This window comes from Mesorhizobium sp. (assembly GCF_041661565.1).
In the GTDB taxonomy this organism is placed as follows: domain Bacteria; phylum Pseudomonadota; class Alphaproteobacteria; order Rhizobiales; family Rhizobiaceae; genus Mesorhizobium.
This window is the reverse complement of record NZ_JBAZUD010000003.1, coordinates 66,499-86,032: the sequence shown is the minus strand read 5'-3', so window position 1 is coordinate 86,032 and position 19,534 is coordinate 66,499. Positions and strand designations below refer to the sequence as shown.

The 19,534-nt window shown below is 63.2% G+C and carries 16 protein-coding genes and 1 riboswitch; of the genes, 10 read left to right on the top strand and 6 right to left on the bottom strand.

The features are described 5' to 3' along the window. A partial coding sequence (locus WC739_RS01370) for a nitroreductase family protein (protein ID WP_372951210.1) occupies positions 1-437 on the bottom strand: 437 nt, incomplete at its 3' end. A gap of 398 nt (positions 438-835) precedes the next feature. On the opposite strand from WC739_RS01370, the gene WC739_RS01365 reads away from it, so the two are divergent. Continuing rightward, positions 836-2,209 (top strand): Do family serine endopeptidase, encoded by a 1,374-nt coding sequence (locus WC739_RS01365; RefSeq protein ID WP_372951209.1) that lies wholly within the window; start codon positions 836-838, stop codon positions 2,207-2,209. A 169-nt stretch (positions 2,210-2,378) separates the two neighbouring features. Here the strand turns inward: WC739_RS01365 and WC739_RS01360 are convergent, their stop codons facing one another. After that, the gene (locus tag WC739_RS01360; RefSeq protein WP_372951208.1) at positions 2,379-6,794 is read right to left on the bottom strand and encodes an autotransporter domain-containing protein; all 4,416 of its coding nucleotides are present in this window, start codon (positions 6,792-6,794) and stop codon (positions 2,379-2,381) included. A gap of 209 nt (positions 6,795-7,003) precedes the next feature. On the opposite strand from WC739_RS01360, the gene WC739_RS01355 reads away from it, so the two are divergent. The 6 genes from WC739_RS01355 to WC739_RS01330 all read left to right on the top strand — a co-directional run bounded on the left by WC739_RS01355 (position 7,004) and on the right by WC739_RS01330 (position 11,426). Further along, positions 7,004-7,393, top strand: a complete 390-nt coding sequence (locus WC739_RS01355) for a DUF2946 family protein (RefSeq protein WP_372951207.1) — start codon at positions 7,004-7,006, stop codon at positions 7,391-7,393. Positions 7,394-7,488: 95 nt separating this feature from the next. After that, the gene (locus WC739_RS01350) at positions 7,489-8,040 is read left to right on the top strand and encodes a copper chaperone PCu(A)C (RefSeq protein ID WP_372951206.1); all 552 of its coding nucleotides are present in this window, start codon (positions 7,489-7,491) and stop codon (positions 8,038-8,040) included. Then, complete coding sequence (locus WC739_RS01345; RefSeq protein ID WP_372951205.1) at positions 8,021-8,659, top strand: SCO family protein; 639 nt, start codon at positions 8,021-8,023, stop codon at positions 8,657-8,659. The genes WC739_RS01350 and WC739_RS01345 overlap by 20 nt, the downstream gene beginning before the upstream one ends. After that, entirely contained in the window at positions 8,656-8,901 is a 246-nt protein-coding gene (locus WC739_RS01340; RefSeq protein WP_372951204.1) for a hypothetical protein, read from the top strand. Before WC739_RS01345 ends, WC739_RS01340 begins: the two co-directional genes overlap by 4 nt. 93 nt (positions 8,902-8,994) lie before the next feature. Beyond that, positions 8,995-10,398, top strand: a complete 1,404-nt coding sequence (locus tag WC739_RS01335; protein WP_372951203.1) for a PepSY-associated TM helix domain-containing protein — start codon at positions 8,995-8,997, stop codon at positions 10,396-10,398. Positions 10,399-10,510: 112 nt separating this feature from the next. Continuing rightward, positions 10,511-10,712: riboswitch (cobalamin riboswitch) on the top strand. 36 nt (positions 10,713-10,748) lie between these two features. Continuing rightward, a complete protein-coding gene (locus WC739_RS01330) occupies positions 10,749-11,426 on the top strand; it encodes an energy-coupling factor ABC transporter permease (RefSeq protein ID WP_372951202.1) in 678 nt (225 codons plus the stop codon). A 119-nt stretch (positions 11,427-11,545) separates the two neighbouring features. Here the strand turns inward: WC739_RS01330 and WC739_RS01325 are convergent, their stop codons facing one another. From WC739_RS01325 to WC739_RS01315, 3 genes are read right to left on the bottom strand one after another with little or no spacing between them, the layout of a single operon-like run. Further along, positions 11,546-11,938, bottom strand: coding sequence for a TadE/TadG family type IV pilus assembly protein (locus WC739_RS01325; protein WP_372951201.1), 393 nt, complete (start codon positions 11,936-11,938; stop codon positions 11,546-11,548). Between the two features lie 44 nt (positions 11,939-11,982). Continuing rightward, the gene (locus WC739_RS01320; protein WP_372951200.1) at positions 11,983-12,588 is read right to left on the bottom strand and encodes a TadE/TadG family type IV pilus assembly protein; all 606 of its coding nucleotides are present in this window, start codon (positions 12,586-12,588) and stop codon (positions 11,983-11,985) included. After that, the gene (locus tag WC739_RS01315; protein ID WP_372951199.1) at positions 12,585-14,672 is read right to left on the bottom strand and encodes a pilus assembly protein TadG-related protein; all 2,088 of its coding nucleotides are present in this window, start codon (positions 14,670-14,672) and stop codon (positions 12,585-12,587) included. Before WC739_RS01315 ends, WC739_RS01320 begins: the two co-directional genes overlap by 4 nt. A gap of 426 nt (positions 14,673-15,098) precedes the next feature. Here WC739_RS01315 and WC739_RS01310 point away from each other — a divergent pair, with 426 nt between their 5' ends. The 3 genes from WC739_RS01310 to WC739_RS01300 all read left to right on the top strand — a co-directional run bounded on the left by WC739_RS01310 (position 15,099) and on the right by WC739_RS01300 (position 17,891). Beyond that, positions 15,099-16,562 carry a phosphatidylserine/phosphatidylglycerophosphate/cardiolipin synthase family protein gene (locus tag WC739_RS01310; protein ID WP_372951198.1) on the top strand — a complete coding sequence of 488 codons (1,464 nt, stop codon included), beginning with the start codon at positions 15,099-15,101 and terminating at the stop codon, positions 16,560-16,562. A gap of 91 nt (positions 16,563-16,653) precedes the next feature. Next, positions 16,654-17,454, top strand: coding sequence for an endonuclease/exonuclease/phosphatase family protein (locus WC739_RS01305; RefSeq protein ID WP_372951197.1), 801 nt, complete (start codon positions 16,654-16,656; stop codon positions 17,452-17,454). A gap of 107 nt (positions 17,455-17,561) precedes the next feature. Continuing rightward, positions 17,562-17,891 carry a hypothetical protein gene (locus tag WC739_RS01300; RefSeq protein ID WP_372951196.1) on the top strand — a complete coding sequence of 110 codons (330 nt, stop codon included), beginning with the start codon at positions 17,562-17,564 and terminating at the stop codon, positions 17,889-17,891. A 105-nt stretch (positions 17,892-17,996) separates the two neighbouring features. Here the strand turns inward: WC739_RS01300 and WC739_RS01295 are convergent, their stop codons facing one another. Further along, positions 17,997-19,511: an aldehyde dehydrogenase family protein gene (locus WC739_RS01295; RefSeq protein ID WP_372951195.1), complete on the bottom strand. Its 1,515-nt coding sequence runs from the start codon at positions 19,509-19,511 to the stop codon at positions 17,997-17,999. Positions 19,512-19,534 lie beyond the last annotated feature (23 nt).

Genomic DNA, 19,534 nt, shown 5'->3' with positions numbered 1-19,534 from the left:
GTCCGATCAACACAATAGATCAGCACTACAGGCGCCGTTCCAACAAATGACTCCTTGCTCGTGGCGTTTCGAATGTCGCGGTCAAGAACGGTCGCCGCGGCCTGTCCGTCCGGGTCGAATTTGCGTACCCCCCTCGCGTCGGCGACATAGATCTCGGTCTCCATCGCCCCATGCCATGAAGGCGCGGTATGGCCGCCGCTGTTCGGCCTGTTGATGCCGAAGGCGCACCAAAGCAATGTCGATAGGGTCTCGTCATCGATGGGCTTGTCGGCGAAGAGCCGTGTCGATTGCCTCAGCGAAAGGGCCTCGAGCAATGACATTCCTCCGTTCTTGGCGGCTTCCGGCAGGCTGGACGTGTCGGCGGATGCCCTCCGGTTGGCGAACGCCGCGACCATGGCCGCAAGTGAGAGAAAGACACGTCTCGATACGCTGACCATGGTTCATCCTTTCTCTCCGGCGATCCGGTTCCTGGCTCAAAACAAGCTGGCGCCAAGATGAACGGCCAAGGCGGCCAGGTTGACAGCGCTCAGGGCCAGGGATCGCAGCTCGCTGTCGATAGGCTGTCTATTGACAGGCAGTCCAACCGCTTCTTGCATCGGTTTGCGCGGACCGCCTTGCCCTGAATCAATTCGCCTCTCTCGCAGTTTTCCTTCGCACTTGATCCGGCGCAAAACGCCAACATCCTGCCCGTAGTATGCGTCTGGGGTTGCATGCCCAGAAGAAGGGGGCCGAGCATGAAAAGCGCTCCAGTGAGCGAACGAGAAGGAAGCGGGGCCATGTGGTGCGGCGGGAAGCGATCGGATCGTCTGCATCTCGACGACCAAGCGTCGAAAGGATGACTACGTCCGGCTTGCGGCATTGCCTGGTGGCGGCGTGGTTCGGCTTGGCGGCGGCGTTGACGGCAGCCCCTGTCAATGCAGCATCCCCGCTTGTCCCGACCAGTCAGGCCTCGCTTGCGCCGATGCTGGAACGTGTGCTGCCGACGGTCGTGAGCATCACCGTGCAGGGCCGCAATGAACCGTCTGCCAACCCGACAGCGCCGGATTCCTTGCGCCAGCAATTCTCTTCCTCGGCGGGCGATGCGCCACAACCCCAACAGGAATTCCAGGCGGCAGGCGCGGGCGTCGTCATCGATGCCGCGAAAGGCTACATCCTGACCAACAATCATGTCGTCCAGAATGCCGACTCGATTACGGTCACACTCAATGATGGCCGCAGCTTCCAGGCCGAACCCGTCGGAAACGATGCAGAGACGGATCTCGCCGTCATCAAGATTGCAGCGCCGCATTTGACGGCACTGGCTTTGACAGAACCGGTGCAGGTCCGCGTCGGCGATTATGTCGTGGCCATAGGCAATCCGTTCGGCCTCGGACAAACGGCGACGATGGGAATCGTCAGCGCGCTTGGGCGGTCCGCACTGGGAGGTGGCTACGAGAACCTGATCCAGACCGATGCCTCCATCAACCCCGGCAATTCGGGCGGCCCGCTCGTCAATCTCGATGGGAAACTCGTCGGCATCAACAGTGCGATCATTGGTCCGAGCGGTGGAAATGTCGGCATCGGCTTCGCCATTCCGACCGCCATGGCGAAACAGGTAACGGAACAGCTCATCGCCTACGGCAAGGTGCGACGTGCGCAGCTTGGATTGGTCGTACAGGATCTGACCGCGGACCTCGCCGAGGCATTCCACGCCAAGGAAACGGGCGCTCTTGTCAATCAGGTGTTTTCAGGGTCGGTGGCTGAGGATGCCGGTGTTCGTGTCGGCGACATCATCACCGCCGTGAACGGCGCAAGCGTGGAAAATGCTGCCGGCCTCAAGCACGTCATGAGCGCCATCTCACCGGACACGCCGGCGAAGCTGTCGATGATCCGGAACGGCAGTCCAACGACCGCTACGGCAAAACTCTCGACTGAAGGAAGCGATCATGTGACCGAGGGATCGGGCCTGCTTGAATCCGTCAGCCTGAGCGATTTCGAAACAATAACCGCGGTCGGAAACAAGAAGGCGGAGGGAGCGCTGGTCCTGGCTGTCGGCGAGGGCAGCAGCGCGGCAGATGCCGGGCTGGCGATCGGCGACATCATACTTACGATCGACCATCAGATCGTTCGCTCGCCCGGGGAGGCACAAAGATTGGCGCAGCATTCCTCGGTTCCCCTCTTGATGGGGGTCTATCGCGATGAAGGCATGTATTTCCTCACCATCCGATAAGGATGTCTCAGCGTACGAGGCGCGCCCCAGTGCGAGAGGCGGACGCCAATCGGGACCGGTCCCGGTCGTCGCGCCGGAACCTGCGCGTGGCCTGCGAACACACCCGCTACATCAGACCGAATAGCGGCAACGGCCCAGGCTGGACCCAAGCCATCGCGGCAACCGACATTCAGAACCGCATTGCCCAGGTCCCCTTCAAGGCATGTGCCTGAGCGCCGTCATTTCCGATCTGGCCCTTATAGGTGATGTCGAGCGTGGTGACGGGACTGACGTTGAAATTGAGTCCGGCATCGAGAACGACCATGTCGCTTGGGATCGACGCGCCGACAATGAAGAAGCTGTCGCCGCCCGACAATGTGTGGGTTGCGCCGGGCGCGTCCCCATAGGCATGGCGCCAGCCGAGCCCGGCCTTGGCTGTCAGGAGCATGTCGCCGACGGCGAAGGTCCGTTCGCTGCCGAGGCCAAGCGTGGTGAAGGCGGCGTCGATCGAGTTGGATCCGCTTTGCAGCGCCGCGGCGCCGCCGTTTTCCGTGAACGCGTCGGAATTCTGGTTCACATAGGCAAAGCTTGCATAGGGGATCAGCGAGACGGTGTTTATCCGGAACGCGTGAGACACCTTTCCGAAAGCCTGCGCCGTGCCGGTCGAATAGTCGGCCGACAGGGTTTCGGACAGGCCCTGGAAGTCGACGCCGCGACTGACGTCCCAATCATGCCGCGTATAGGTCGCGCCGAGCGACAGCGTTGTATCGCCCCACTGGCGGCCGCCATAGAGGCCGGCGCCGTAGTCGGTGCTCTTACCCGATGTGTCCAGATCGTCCACATCGGCGCTGGTGCGCCCGACATGCAGCATGGCGCCCAGTCGCCAGTCGCCGAGCAATCCGTCCAGGCCGCCGGCAAAGCCGCCCATCGTGGAAATCGCGTCCGACGTGTTGCCGTCTCCCGGAAGGGTAGCCGACGCGCCGTAGAGCGCGGCCCAGGTGCCGGTATCGCGCGCCGGACCGGAGGGGAAGGCAGGCCCATCGGCGTAAGCGCTGACCGCCATCGGCTTGCTTTCGCCAGCCGCGCCGAAGGCACGGTCGAGACGTTCCGTGACGAGGTCGGCAATAACACCGGCCGCTTGGATCGACACGCTTTCGAACGAGGCATAGCCTTCGCCCGACAGGCTGTCGAAAGCCTTGCCTGCCTGATCCTTGTTCAGCCACAGCAAGGCATCGTAGATTTCGTTGCCGGCGCCAAGCGATTCAGCCCCGGCGGCTGCTGCCTGCTGGTTCTGCGTGGTGCCGACTTCGGCAAATCCAAGATCGTTGCGTGCCAGCTTCAGGTCGACATGGTCCACCTGTTGGTCGAGTTCCGGCGTCAGGAAGGCGAGATCGGTGGTAACGCCGGTGAATTCGCCGGCAATGCTGCCGGCGGTCAGGATCGTGTAGGGTGTCATCAGGTCATAGGCGCCGCCCGTTGTTCCCGCCCTGACGATTACCGTGCCGGCCAGTGTCGCCAGGCCGGTGACATCGATCCTGTCGGTACCGCCCGCCGCGTCGACATCGATACCGTAGACTGAGCCGGCCTTGAAGGTCGCCGTCTGTGCATCGAGAACCTGCGACGCGCCATTGCCGCGAAGGTCGACCGTACCGCTGTTGGTCAGCGTGGTGATCCCTGTCAGTGAGCCGGTGAGATGCAAGAGGCCGCTATTGTCGAACGCGCCGTCGATCTCGCCCTCGGCGTTGACCGTACCCGCATTGGTGAAATCGCCGTCCCACACGCCGGCCGTATCGATCGTCCCCGCATTGGCCAGCACATCGCCCGTCCAGGTGCTGTCGGCGTCGTTCTCGATCGTTCCGGCATTGCTCTCGACCGCGCCATTCCATGCGCCGGAAGAGCCGTTGTGGATATCGCCGCCATTGCCGCTGACTTCACCCGTCCAGGTCCCGGAATTGTAGACGGCGCCGAGATTGGCCTGGGTGACCTTGCCCTCCCAGGTTCCGCCGTAGTTTCCGACCGATTTGCCGGCAGCGTTACCGACGACATCGCCTTTCCAGTCGGCTCCCGCCTGGTTACGTACATCGCCGCTGTTCGTCACGTCGCCAACCCATTTGGCGCTGCTCTCGTTGACGATGCTCCCGGCATTGCCGAGAACCTTGCCGTTCCACGTGCCGCCATGGTCGTTGCTGATTTCGCCGCCATTGCTCACGATATCGCCAGTCCACGTGGCATGGTTGAGACCAAGCGGGTTGTTGTTCTGATCGTTGAAATTGTTCAGGATCAGGCCCTTGTTGGCCTTGATGTCGCCCGTCCAGCTACCGGCGACATTGAAGATAGTCGCGGCATTGCTGCGCACCGCGCCGCTCCATGCGCCGTAATTGTCGATCTGTGCCAGATCGTTGCTGCCGCCGCCATTGGCCACCACGTCGCCCGTCCACGTGCTGTCCTTCATGTTGAAGATGGCGTTGTTGTTGACGAGTACCTGGCCGTTCCAGGTGCCGCCATTGATGTTGACGATCTGGCTGTTGTTGTTGACGTCGCCGGTCCACAGCGCGGAAGCACCGTCATTGTAGATGGACTTCAGGCTGTTTGACTCGACGTTGCCGATCCATTCCCCCTTGTTGGATACGTTGCCGGTATTGGCGACGCTGCCCGTCCACGTGGCGCCGGCAAGGTTGGCAATATTCCCGCTATTGGCAAGCACGTCGCCCGTCCAGGCGGAGCTGTTGTTGATAGAGCCGGAATTGGTTTCGACGTTGCCGTTCCACACGGCCTGGACGTTGTTGTTGATCGTGCCGGCGTTGCTCTCGACGTCGCCGGTCCAGACGCCGGGCGTATTGTTGTCGATGACGTCGGTGTTGGTCGCCACGTCCGCATTGTAGTCGTGGTTGTTCTCGAAGAGACTGTGATTGTCGAGATCGTCGTTGACGGTGCCGTCGTTGATGAGATGGCCGTTGTTGATGATGTTGTTGGGCACCCGGATCGTCAGCGTCGCGCCGCTCGCCACATAGAGCGTCGCGCCGGCGGCGATCTCGGCCGAATCGAAGGATGCCGTGTTGGTCGACGTGCCCGTGCCGACCTGCAGCTTGCCGCCGGCGACGGACAGATCGCCCATCATGATCTCGCCGCCCAGCGTCAAAGTGCCCGCGCCTGTCTTGACCAGGCTGCCGGTCTCGCCTGATATCGTCCCCAGGAAAGCCGTATCGTTGACGGTCGTCATCTGGAGTGTCGCGCCGTCGGCAACCGTGACGTCGCTGAGATCGGGCAGCGCATCGTCGCGGACCTCGAGAGTACCGGCGCCGACGGTCACCGTTCCGCTGAAATCATTGCCGCCATTGGCCAGGACGACGGTCGAGAGACCGGTCTTGACCAGATCGCCGGTGCCCGACAGTTTCGCCGCGACGATGGCGGTGCCGTTGTCCGGCCCGAGGTCGAAGCTGCCGGAGGCCGTGATGACGGCGCCGGAAGACGTGGCGGCGGCGCCGGTCAGCGCGTAAGTCCCGGTCGTGACGTTGCCGCTCAGGCCGCCGGCCGACTGGGTGTAGCTGTCTATGCCGGTGACGGTCCCTTTCATCGTCCCGCCCGACTGCGTCATCGTCGAGCCGGACACACCGGTCAGCACCGCGGCGGTTTCGACCGTGCCCGAGCCGGACAGGTCAAACAGGCTGGAGAATCCGACCTGCCCGGTAATGCTGCCGCCCGACAGTGTGTATGTCGGGGTGGTGACTGAGCCGTTGATGAAGCCGTCGGAAAGATTGCCCATGACGCCACCCGACTGGGTGTAGCTGGTGATTCCGGTTACCGTTCCGCCCATGATGCCGCCGGACTGGACCATCGTTGAACCGGCGCCACCGACCAGTTTGCTGCCCACGTCCGAGACGGTGCCGGTTCCGGACAGGGTGAAACCTGTCGAGAACGCGATCGTCGTTACGCCGGTAACGCCGCCGGACATGGTGTAATTCGTCGTTTGCACCTGGTCGACGCCGATGCGCCCGGCAGTCTGGACGATCGGGCCCGTGGAGACGAGTTTGCCCGCTCCCTGGGCGGTGCCGGCAAGGGTCAATCCCGAGGTGACATTGACCGTGTTCCCGGCATCGATATCGAGGATTCCCTTGTCATCGACGCTCGACGTTCCAACGGTGAGCCCGGCGACGCCGGGCGCGAGCGACGGACTGAGGATCTGAAGCCAGCCGCCGGAATGGATGTGCAGGGTGCCGACATCCAGCGTACCGGAAAGCTGCGTCTGCATCCGCGTCGCTTTGGCGGCCGCACCATCCCTGCCAAGGTCGATCGACGAGGCAACCGCAGCGCCGGTGATCGCGGTCTTGACGGCCTGGTTCTTGACGAGGCCACCTTCGATGGTCACCGCGCTTGTCGCGGTGGGAACGCCGGCGGACTGCCAGTTGCCGGCGGCGTCCCAGGAGTTGCTCGAACCGCCACCGGTCCAGACAACGGGTTCGGCATTCGCGCCATGCCCGCCGGCGATCAGGACCGTGCCGGCAACGCCGGCAAGAAGCACGGATCGAAGACGTGGCGCGCCAAATTCGAGGCGCGCGGAAACCAGGCCGGGGCAAGCGCCCCGCGCCGAACGATCAGTAGCTGCCATGTCGTGGAACCATTCCCCTGTCCCGCGAATCACGGGACGCCCTCTGTAACAAGGGCTAAATAGTCAGCATTTGCAATGCTTGCTGAATGCTTGCCGGACGTTGGCCTGACACGTCTTGTTTCTGCGGGCAGTGCAGATCGTCGCGGATCGCAAAACTGTCTTCTCCTCCTCCAGGATGGATGCTAGCAAGACGTCTCCAGGAGGGGATCGTGGTCAAGCGCACCGCGACATCGCGTCTGGTGACTGCACTGGTCCTTGCACTCGTGCTGATCACCCAATCGGCCGTCGGTGCATTCGCGCTCGGCGCGGATGCTGCTGGTCAGCAGTTGGACGCGTTCGGCAACCCGCTCTGCACGAACGGTTCGGACCATGACGCTTCGAGCGGTTCCGGGACGCCGGATCACTCCAAGATACCTTCCTGCTGCACCTTTGCCTGCAGCATGTTGTGGCCCGGCCTGGCGCCGCCGGCCAATGTCGGCGTGCTCGCCGCGGGCTTGCGCGTCGCGGACCGCGTGGCGTTCGCCCAGGTCAAGCCGATCGATTTACACGAACAGGGCTACAGGCCTGGCAATCCACGCGCTCCCCCACTGACCGCCTGATCGCGTGCCCGCAATCTGCGGGCTTCATTCAACGACAGAGATCACTGGTTTCGCACTCCGCCGCCTGCGGTGGAGTCGCCGTGGGAGCATTCCAAATGCAATATTCCTATCGCGCCCTTGCGCGCACGCTTTCGCATTGTCATCCGCTGAGCCGCCTCCGTTCCTTCGAGGAAAGGTTGGGCATCGTCACCTTCACACTGACGCTGCTGCTTGCGATGACGCATCCGCTATGGGCACATGAATTCAAGGTAGGCGACATCGAAATCGTCCACCCCTGGTCGCGTGCGACGCCGGAGGGCGCCAAGGTCGCCGCCGGCTATCTCGTGCTGAAGAACCATGGCGAAACTGCCGACCGCCTTGTCGCCGCCACCGGCGAGTTGGCCGGGGTCACCCAAGTGCATGAAATGGCCGTGGACGCCAATGGCGTCATGACCATGAAGCAGCTTGCCGACGGCCTGGAAATCCCTGCCGCCGGCGAAGTCGCGCTCAAGCCCGGCTCGTTCCACATCATGTTCATGGACCTCAAGAAGCCGGTCAGGCAGGGCCAATCCTTCAGGGGGACGCTGACCTTCGAGAAGGCCGGCACGGTCGAGGTGGAATATTCCGTCGATGCCATGGGAGGTGAGCATGACGAGCACGCCGACTGAAGTCCCAAGCCCAGGCAGGCGCATCGGCACCACTGTTGCGACTGCCTGCCTCGTCCTGGTCTTGCTCGGCGTGGCCGTCATGCTGATCTGGCCCAGGACCGTGCAGACGGCCATCAACAACACGGTCTCACCGATTGGCGGGCCGTTCACGCTGACCACGCAGACGGGTGCGAAGCTGTCGGATGCCGATCTGCGGGGTAAGCCTTTCGCGGTGTTCTTCGGCTTTACCCGCTGCCCGGAAGTGTGTCCGACGACGCTGTGGGAGACGACCGAGGCGCTGAAAAGCCTGGGGCCGGACGCCGACAAGTTGCGGGTGCTCTTCATCTCGGTGGATCCGACACGCGACACGCCGGAATTCATGGCGCGCTACCTGCAGTCCTTCGATTCCCGCATCACCGGACTGACGGGCACCGAGGCCGATGTCGCCGCCGTCGGCAAGGAATATCGCATCTATTACAAGAAGGTTCCGACCGAGGACGGCGACTACACCATGGACCACACCGCGACGATCTTCCTGATGGGCGCCGAGGGGCAGTTCAAGGGGACGATCTCCTATGGCGAGGACATGGCGATCCGGCTGCGCAAGCTGCGCAATCTGATCGCGGGAGCTGCGGCATGAGGCCGGATCACTTGGCAAGCATAAGCCCAACGGCGCAGTTCGGGCTGACCTTCGCCACCGGCGCGGCCGCCGGGCTCGCGGTGTTTGCCGGCACAAGTCTTCTGTCGCCGCAGGCGGCGGGGAGACTGCTCGACCTCCGGCACAACGGTCTCGACGGATTCGATGCCTTTGCGCTGGCGTGGCTGTTCGGCCAGGCGGCGGTTCTCCTGCACCATGTGCTGCCCGGCGTGGCACGCGACTGAGCAAGCGTGGCCGCGTCTGCGATGCGGCCGCTTTCCTTTCAGCAACCGCATCAACCAGCGGCCGTCCAGGCCGCCATCTGGAGAGGTCCATCCATGTCTTCCGCAACCCTTGCCGCCGCGCCGGATGCGCTGGCCGGCACCCGGCTCTATCGCGCCATCTGGCGCTGGCATTTCTACGCCGGCCTTTATGTCATCCCGTTCCTGCTGATGCTCGCCTGCACCGGCCTGATCATGGTCTACGGCAATTCCATCGAAACCTTCCTCGGCGCCAAGCACCATGTAGCGCCGGGCGGAGAGCGAGCATCCTATGTCGAGCAATCGCAGGCCGCCATAGCTGCCATTCCTGGCGGCTCGCTCAAGCTGATGGTCGTTCCCAAGGAGCCGGACCGGGCCACCGTCTTCATCGTCAAAGGCAACGACAAGGACAATGTCGTCGCCGTCGACCCGCATGGAGCGAAGGCGATCGATACGATCGTCAAGGACGACACCTGGTTCTACTGGGCCGACCACATCCACGGCACGCTGCTGCTGGGCGATGTCGGCGACCGGCTGATCGAGGTCGCCGCCGGGCTCGGCATCGTGCTGATCCTGACGGGCCTCTACATGTGGTGGCCGCGCAACGGCCGTTCGCTGAACCGGATCCTGATCCCCGATTTACGCGCCAAGGGGCGCCCATTCTGGAAGGAGTTGCACGTCTCCCTCGGCTTCTACATATCGGTCGTGCTTTTCTTCTTCCTGCTCTCCGGCCTGTCCTGGACCGGCATCTGGGGCACCCGGATCGTGCAGGCCTGGAGCACGTTCCCGGCCGCGAAATGGGACAACGTTCCGCTTTCCGACAAGACCCATGCCAGCATGAACCACGGCGCCATGAAGGAAGTGCCGTGGACGCTGGAGCAGACGCCGATGCCCATGTCCGGATCCGAAGCCGGTGCGACTGGACTGCCGGCGGGATCGCTGGTCGATCTCGACACGGTCGCGGCCTTTGCCCGCGCCAACGGCTTCACCGAGCAGTTCCGCATCAATGCCCCGCAAGGTGACGACGGCGTCTACACGATCTCCGCCGACTCCATGGATGGCGATACCCACAACCCGTTCGGCGACCGGACGGTGCATATTGACCGCTTCACCGGCAAGATCCTCGCCGATGTCCGCTTCGCCGATTACGGCTTGGCCGGGAAGGCGATGGCAGCCGGCATCGCCCTGCATCAAGCCAACCTTGGCTGGTGGAACACGGCGCTGAACGTCCTGTTCTGCCTGTCAGTGATCACCATGGCGCTGTCGGGCATCGTCATGTGGTGGAAGCGCCGGCCGGCAGGCCGTCTCGGCGCGCCGCTCTACCCGAGGAACCATCGCCTGCCCATCGGCATCGCGATCATCGCGCTGGCTGTCTCGGTCATCTTTCCGCTGACGGGCATCGCGATCATCGCCTTCGCCATCATCGATTTCCTCCTGCCCAGGCGGTTCAAGGAGGTCGGCTTCCAGCCGGCGCAGGCTTGAAATCAATGGCGGTCGCGATGTCGTTCGGGGCCGCCATGCCTCCGCTCCACACACAAGATCGGCGACGCCAAGAGGATGAGGACGTCGCCCTGCACACTGCCCTCGCTCATCCGATAGTGCCGGCGCACACGGTTTCCCGGACCACCCTTCGGAGAATGGGAACGGAGCGTCGACAGCCGAAACCCGACCGCCCCCGCGACTGTATGCGGCGAGCTGTTTTCCACGGCGTCACTGGCCGTCTTTCGACGGCTGGGAAGACGGAAATCAGCATCGACCCGCGAGTCAGGAGACCGACCGTGAGCATCGATCAACCTCAACGCCGTCGGGTGAGACGGCAAAGGAGAACTGAAATGCATATCGAACCTGGACTGGTCAGCGATGCCAAGATCTGGCTGAGCTACGTAACGGCTGCCGGAGCGGGAGCCTACGCGCTCAAACTCGCATGGCAGACCGCGAAGGAAAGCGGACCTCTGCCGCTGCTTGTAAGAAGCGCGGTCACGACCGCTCTTGTCCTCTGCTTTTTCGAGGCCTTGCCGCACTACCCCGTCGGCGTCTCGGAAGTGCATCTGATCCTTGGATCGACCCTGTTCCTGATCTTCGGCGCGGCGCCGGCGGCGATCGGGCTGGCGCTGGGGCTGCTGATCCAGGGCCTGTTCTTTGCACCCTTCGACCTGCCGCAATATGGCATGAACGTCACCACACTGCTCGTGCCGCTGTTCGCACTCAGTGCACTGGCCGGGCGCGTCATCACGCCCGCCACGCCTTACGTGGACCTCAGATATCGCCAGGCCCTGGCGCTTTCGACCAGCTACCAGGCAGGCATCGTTGCCTGGGTTGCTTTCTGGGCGCTCTACGGCCAGGGCTTCGGGGCGGACAATGTCCACTCGATCGCCAGCTTCGGTGGCGCCTACATGCTGGTGATCATCGTCGAGCCGCTTGCGGACCTGGCGGTGCTGGCTCTCGCCAAGACGATCCATGCCTTGCGCGGCAGTTCGTTTATCGAACACCGGCTGTATCATTCGGCCTGACGCGCGACTGTCTGTGAAAGCGGCCGGTCTCAAAAAGAGGCCGGCCGCATCGATCGCGCCAAGCCCCAGGCACCCATGCCTGCGAAATGGAATTTGAGTTCAGCGCGGTTCGAAAAGCGCTATGCGCCCTGGTTCGGAAAACAGGCGCTGGCGCTCAGATGGGGTCCGTTGGCCAGCGATGAGAGGAAGCTAGGCAGCATGGTCACGAAGGTGTAGGTGACCTGGACGCTTGAAAAGCCGGTAAGTCCGGAGCAACTTGTGTTGTTGTTCACGACGATGTTGGCGCTGGTGAGCGGGATGCCGCCGATCGCAGCCCTGCCGCTGATGTAGCTGATCGTATTTGCGGAATCGTAGGCGCCATTTTTCGTGCACCCGCTCTGCAGCACACCGATGCAGCGTGCTCCCGCGTTGGCTATCTCCTCCAGGACATGCTGCGTCCAGTACATCCTGCCGAATTCAACGACGCCCAGGAGCATCAACAGCAAGGGTACCGAAAGCAGCGCGAATTCCACCGCATTCGCGCCGGAAGTATCCCTGAGGAAAGAACGGCGACGTCTCATTTTGGCTGCACGACCGACCGGACCGTGATGTTGCCGTTGGTGACAATGCCGAACCCCCCAAAGAGCGGCGTATAGGGTTTGCTTGCCGAAACGGTAACGAATTTTCCAGCCATTCCACCACCTGTGCAGGTGGAGCCACATGTCTTCGCCGCTCCCCAGGTCAGGGTGGTTCCGGACCGCGTCGGGCAGTAGCACAGATCGGCGTTCGAAGCGGTTCCGCTCTCGGTCGCCTGGGATGTGCTGGCATCAAGTGAGATCGTGGTGCCATTGTTGATGACGACCTGCACGTTGCCACCATTGCCGCCGACCCCGCTCGCTGCCACCCCCATGATGCTCCTGGCCAGAGCATCGCCGCCGGCCGAGCTGACTTTGTCGCCATTGAGCAGGGCATAGTTCGAGCCGGCCGACACGGCAGAACTGAGTTCGAACTTGGCCTTGAGCGATCCGCCGATGTCGACAGTGCCGGCAAGGATCAGCAGGAATATAGGCGTGACGAGCGCGAACTCGACCGCCGATACGCCGGTGGTCTCACGAAGCAGGAAGCGTGCGAACAAGGAGCGGCGGAAGGCTTCCGCCAGACCACGATCGAAGCGGGACATCATTGCACAAGGCTCACTTTGCTGGTGGCGGTGGCCCCCGACGCCGCGATGCACTCGGATGTGGCTGCGGTGCCGCCGGAAAGCGTGATGCGCGATCCGATAAGCTGCAGGCATTTGCTTGCGTCTGTAGAGCCCAGTATGCTCGAGCCGCCATTCATGATGATCGGGCCGTAGGGAAAATAGAATGCGCCGGAGATCTGCGCATTGGATCCGCCCTCGGCGAAGGTGGCGCCGCCGGTGTTGCTGCTGGAGGTCGGGCCGATGATCGCCAGCTTTGCCGTGGCGCCGGTCTGCGGCGCGGTCAGCGAGATGTTGCTGTAACCGGCCGCGACGCAAAAGACGTAGCCTGTGCAGCTTCCCGAACTGGATTTTGTCTTCCCCGACAAGACCAGGGTCACATTGGTGCCGCTGACGCTGATTGTGCTTCCATTGCAGTTGGCGCTGCCGCCGCCGTTGGAACCGAGTGTGAAATATCCGTCCACGGTGTACACACCGGCGCCCAACACCACCGCGCCGGAAGCCATGAAATTTCCGGCAATGTCATGCTGCGCGGCGGCCGGAATGACAAAGCAGCTGCCGCCGCCTCCGGCATTCACATTTCCAGCGACCTGGAACACGCTACCAACGGCAGTGGCGTCAGCCATGATGATCGTGGCGCCACCCGCGAGCGTTATGGCATCGCCATTGCTGCCCGGACCGATCTTGTAGCTGTTGGATGTGCCGGAGCCGAAGGTGAGCGTGGCGCCCCCGGTATTGTTGAAGCCGCCGGGGAGTTCGAAAACGCTCGGTCCCCCAAACGTCAATTTCGCGCCGCCGCCGTTGCAGACGCTCACGCGTGCCGCCCCGCAGTTGCTGTCGCTTATTCCGATCTTGAATGTTCCCGCGCCAAAAGTTGTGACGCCGTTGGCTGCAAGACCTTTGGTGAAGTTGAAACTGCCGGCGCCGAAGGTGGTGGTGCCGGCAGTGGTGACCAGCTTGCCCACATTGTAGGTGCCGGCGCCAAATGTCGTGGTCCCGGCGGTGGTGAGGGTCTTGGCGAAATTATAGATGCCTGGGCCGAAATTTGTCGTGGCGGCTGACGTGAAGTCGCCGGCGAAATTGTAGGTGGTTGTCGCCGCGCCGGCCACCGCGAAGTTCAGGTTGATGCCGCCGCCGATGGTGACATTTCCCAGGTTGACCACTGTCTTGGTGCCGCAGCTGAATGTCCAGGTCGGCTGCGACCAGGACGCCGTGCACCCGGCGGTAACCGCGGCGTTCTTGGTCGCCGTCTGGTCCCATGCGAAATCGATGTTGGTCCCGGTGGTGTTTGTCGGCGCAGCTGGCGTCGTGGTTGCCGTAAGCGCGGCCACGCTGGTGAGGCGGGCTACGGCGCTCGTCACCGCGGCGTTCCCGGCCAGCGGATCGGTGGTGGACTTCTTGGCGATGATGGCGGCCGTGTTGTTGGGGCCGGTGATGCCGCTGCAAGGCTGGGTCGGCGCCGCCGCCGAATTGTAATTCACGCCAATGGCAGAGATGGTCGTGCCGCAGGGGACGGTGACGGTGTTGTTCGACGACACCGTGCAGCTCGGGGCCCTGATGGCCGTGCCGCCCGACAGCGTGACGCCGGTTTGGGTCGCGTCCAGGGCAAGCACGCAGCCCGGCGTCTGCGCCTGGGCACCAACCTCGGCGACGGAGCCCGCGTAGATCTGCAGCTCCTGGCGACGGTCCAGCACGCGTGCCAGAAACAGGTTCTTGTGGGTGCGGATCGACACGGAAACGGCGTTTATTCCAACGGTTTTCGGCGAAGCCACGAGCGCTGCCTGGACATCGGTTGAAGGTACGCCGTTCAGAACAGCCACGTTGACCGCGGCCGCCGTCATCTGGTCGGTGGACTTCGTGGCGTTGTAAGCCAGTGCGCCGGCATAGGCGGAAAGGTCGGCAACGCGCTGGTTGTCCGCCTGCTCGACCAGGGCCCCGCCATATTCGGTCACAAGAGCGGCCATGCCGATCAGCACCGGCATGAGAAGCGCGGAGACAATGAGCACATTGCCGCGACGGTCGCGCGCAAGAGAGCCCAGAATCCGGATCAGGTCTATGTTGAAGGACAAAGCTTACCTCTTGCCGTTCCGACTGGCGCTCGTTTGTTTAGTAAGGTCGAATATCTAAAAAATTGTTGTCCAACGGATCGCGCGAGCAACCCGGGCATTTGGTGGATGGCGTTGATTTTGATTGGAAAGTTGCCTGAAGAGCGTCGGTCTGACCGGCTTTCCTTAGCCCGGCGGCGGTATTAACCGCAGCCGTGCGGCTTTCGTTACCAAAGCGGCCCGTACGACACATAGCCATTTTGACTGGCATGCTTAATGACGCCCTAAGCCGGGGCATGCTGTATGCCCGAACGCCGATGCTTCTGGGTTTGCCCCCTGTCGTTGTTCGGGCCTCGCGGGAAGGGGGCGAAGGCGCAAGCGGTGAGTGCATAAGCGGTCCGGATCATCGGCCGCATTGCCTTCCGCGACTGCCCGCCGGATAGTCCGGCCATGTTGGAAACCCTGGCGACTCACTGGCCTCATATCCTGGCGATCATCTCGGTGGTGATGTCGACCGTTGGCATCGTCCACGCCGTCATGACTAAGGATGATGTCCGCGCGGCCACCGGCTGGGTTGGCGTCATGGTGCTGTCGCCTATCCTCGGCGTGTTGATCTATGCTGTCGCCGGCATCAACCGCATCCGTCGCGCCACCATCAGCGCACAGCGCCCGTTCGCCGATGGCGTCGTGTCCGCGAAGCACCAGCTCGATGTGGCGGCCGAAGAAGCCTTGATCGCCGAGCGATACGGGCAGCGCTTCATGGGCCTCAGAACGCTGGGCGACAGGGTCGCGCGGCGCACGCTCAACCCGGGCAATGGCATAGAGATGCTGGAGACCGGCGACGAGGCCTATGCCGCCATGTGCGCCGCGATCGATGGCGCCGAGCGCAGTGTCCTGCTGGAGACTTATATCTTCGACAATGACGCCGTCGGCCTGCTCTTCGTCGAATCGCTCGCCGGCGCCGTCCGGCGCGGCGTTATCGTTCGCGTGCTGATCGATGCCGTCGGCGCCCGCTATTCCGTCCCCAGCATCCTCGGCCATCTGCGCAAGGCCGATATTCCGGCCGACGTCTTCAATGGCAACATCGTCATGGGCCTTCGCCTGCCCTATGCCAATCTCAGGACCCACAGAAAGATCCTGGTCGTCGACGGCGCGGTCGCCTTCACCGGCGGCATGAACATCCGCAAGGGTTTCTCGGCCGAGTTCGCCGGGTCGAACACCGCCAAGGACACACATTTCCGGGTGACCGGACCGGTCGTGGCCGATCTTTTTTCGATCGCTGCGGAGGACTGGCGATTCACCACCAACGAGGCCCTCCAGGGCGATGCCTGGCGAATTATCCCCCTATGGCCGGCGCCTGGCGTGCCGATGCTGGTGCGCGCCGTCGCCTCGGGTCCGGACGCCAGCAACGAGACCAACCACAAGCTGCTGATCGGCGCTTTCTCCGTCGCCGGCAAATCGATCCGCCTGATGTCACCGTATTTCCTGCCCGACCGCGAACTGATCAGCGCGCTGATCACCGCCGCCCGGCGCGGCGTCGAGATCGACATCGTGGTGCCGGCGGTCAACAACCTGTTCCTGGTGGACCGCGCCATGACCGCGCAGTTCGACCAGGTGCTGAAGAACTATTGCCGCGTCTGGCGCACCGAGGGACCGTTCGACCATTCGAAACTGCTGTCGATCGACGGCGTCTGGGCCTATGTAGGCTCGTCCAATCTCGATGCCCGGTCACTGCGGCTGAATTTCGAGATCGACCTCGAGATCCTCGACGCCGGATTTGCCAGCCAAATCGAGGCGAGGATCGGGGCGGCGCTCGCTTCCGCCGTGCCGGTCACGCTCGAGGCCCTGCGGGCCCGGCCCTTCCTCACCCGGCTCTTCGACCGGGTAATGTGGCTTGGTTCACCCTATCTGTAGGCACTGGTGGGAATGGAACATAGGCAGACTGAACCTGTTTTGGTTGTATCCGGCTTCTGAGTTGAAGCCAGCGAGGACGAGCAGCGCGCATATGCAGAGACCTGGACGCAGCCTGCCGGCAAGCATGCTTTTATCCATCCGCGACAGGAGAATGCGCAAGGCAAACGCCGCGGCGCCCGAGAAAATGGGCGCTACCACCACGCTCGTTGCCTCCTACAATGTCCACAAATGCATCGGCATCGACAGGAAGTTCGATCCCGAACGCACCAGCCGGGTCATCCGTGAGATAGACCCGGATGTCATCGCGCTGCAGGAAGCCGACAACCGGTTCGGCGACCGCGACGGGCTTCTTGACCTGTCCCGCCTCGAGTTGGAGACCGGCCTTGTGCCCGTCCCGATTTCAGCCAATGGCAAAAGCCATGGCTGGCACGGCAACGTGCTGCTGTTCAAGAAGGGCGTGGTCCGCGACGTGCACCAGATCACGTTGCCGGGGCTCGAGCCACGCGGCGCCGTGGTCGCGGAGATCGATCTTGACGGAAACCGGACCCTGCGGGTCATCGCCGCGCATCTCGGCTTGCTGCGGAGGTCACGCTCCCAGCAGGCCCGCGTCGTGCTCGACATCATGAACAGCCCGGACTCGAAGCCGACCCTCCTGCTCGGCGATCTCAATGAATGGCGGCTCGGCAACCGCTCGGCGCTGAACACGCTGCATGTGACGTTCGGCCCGTTGCCGCCGGCCGTCCCCACCTTCCCGTCCAACCTGCCACTGCTGGCGCTCGATCGCATCATGGCCAACCGCCAGGGCATGATCTCGGCGGTCGAGGCACATGACACCCCGCTGTCTCGCGTGGCGTCCGACCACCTGCCCTTGACCGCGTTTGTCCGCCTCTAGCCGGGTCTGCCGATAAGGATCGGCTTTCAAGAACTTACTAATCCAAGGTGGAACGCTAAGTCCTGCCGCGAGTTTAGGTGCTGACTTAACCGCAGGAGGACACCCCTTTGAAAAATCTGATTCTTGCTTCCATGTTGGCGTTGGCCACGACAGCCGCAATCAGCGGCCCGGTCCTGGCCGCCAGCGTCATCATTCAATCCGACGACAACAACGACGACGATAATGGGCAGATCGTCGTTCGCCGTCACCACAACAATGACGACCAGGACGGCAACGGCCAGATCGTCGTCCGCCGCCATCACAACAACGACGATCAGTACGGCGGCTACAATGACGGCAATCGTCGCCATCACTGGCGTCGCCATTGCCACACCGAACTGGTCAAGCACTGGCGCCACCACCGCAGGGTGATCGAGGAAGTTCGGGTCTGCAGCTGATTGCGCTGTCGGTCTAGCGTTTAATTCCGACTACCGGCCGATGGAAACATCGGCCGGTTTGCTTTTTGGTTCTTGCCCGCGTGATCGAGGCAAAGCCCCGGCGACTTAGTCTATGTCGAAGGAGACGCCCTGGGCGAGCGGCAGCGCCTTGGAGTAGTTCACCGTGTTGGTGGCACGGCGCATATACGCCTTCCAGGCATCCGAACCGCTCTCGCGTCCGCCGCCGGTTTCCTTCTCACCACCGAACGCACCGCCGATCTCGGCTCCCGAGGTGCCGATGTTGACATTGGCGATGCCGCAGTCCGATCCATCCACACCCAGGAACCGCTCGGATTCCTGCAGGTCGCGCGTGAAGATTGACGACGACAGTCCGGCCCCAACCGCATTGTGCTCCTCGAGTACCGCGTCGAAATCGGAATATCGCATCACATAGAGGATTGGGGCGAAGGTCTCTTCCGTCACCGGCGAGACCTGCTTCGGCATTTCGACTAGCGCCGGATGCACATAATAGGCGTCGGCATAGCCATTCTCCACCCTCGTGCCGCCGGTCACCTCGCCGCCACGGGCGGAGGCTTCCGTCAGCGCCTTCTGCATGGCCTCGTATGCCGCCTTGTCGATCAGCGGGCCGACCAGCGACGAGGTTTCCAGCGGATTGCCGACCGAGACACTCTGATAGGCCTTCTTCAGCCGCGGCAGCAGGGCATCATAGACGCTCTCATGCACGAACAGCCGCCGCAATGTGGTGCAGCGCTGTCCGGCGGTGCCCATGGCGCCGAAGGCGATCGCCCGCAGCGCCATGTCGAGATCGGCGGTAGGGCACACGATGCCGGCGTTGTTGCCGCCAAGCTCCAGCACGGCGCGGGCAAAGCGCTTTGCCAACCTCGGGCCGACATCCCTGCCCATGCGCGTCGACCCGGTGGCCGACACCAGCGCCACCTTGGGATGGTCGACCAGGATTTCGCCGACGGCGCGGTCACCGATCAGCACCGGCGCCAGGCCCTCGGGCGCGTCCGCGCCGAAACGCTTGACCGCCCGCTTGAGAATCGCCTCGCAGGCGAGCGCCGTGAGCGGGGTCTTCTCCGACGGCTTCCACACCACCGCGTCACCGCAGACCAGCGCCAGGGCCGTGTTCCACGACCATACCGCGACCGGGAAGTTGAAGGCCGAGATCACACCGACGACGCCAAGCGGATGCCAGGTTTCCATCATGCGATGGCCCGGGCGCTCGGTGGCGATGGTGAGGCCGTACAATTGCCGTGACAGGCCAACCGCGAAGTCGCAGATGTCGATCATCTCCTGCACTTCACCGAGGCCCTCGGACGGGATCTTGCCGACCTCGATCGACACCAGCCGCCCTAGCTCGGCCTTGTGCGCGCGCAGTTCCTCGCCCAGCAGCCGCACCAGTTCACCGCGCCTGGGACCCGGCACCATGCGCCAGGCCTGGAAGGCCTTGTGCGCGGCATCGATGGTCTTGGCCGCATCGGCGGGAGAAATCGTCTTCAGCGCCGCGATCTGCTCGCCGGTCACCGGGCTGCGCACGATCAGGTCGCCGCCGACCAGCGTCTCGTTGGCCACACCCAGTTTCGCGAGCAGCTCGGCCGTTTCCTTCGCTATCGTCATATTTGTTCCTTTCAGATCCGCTT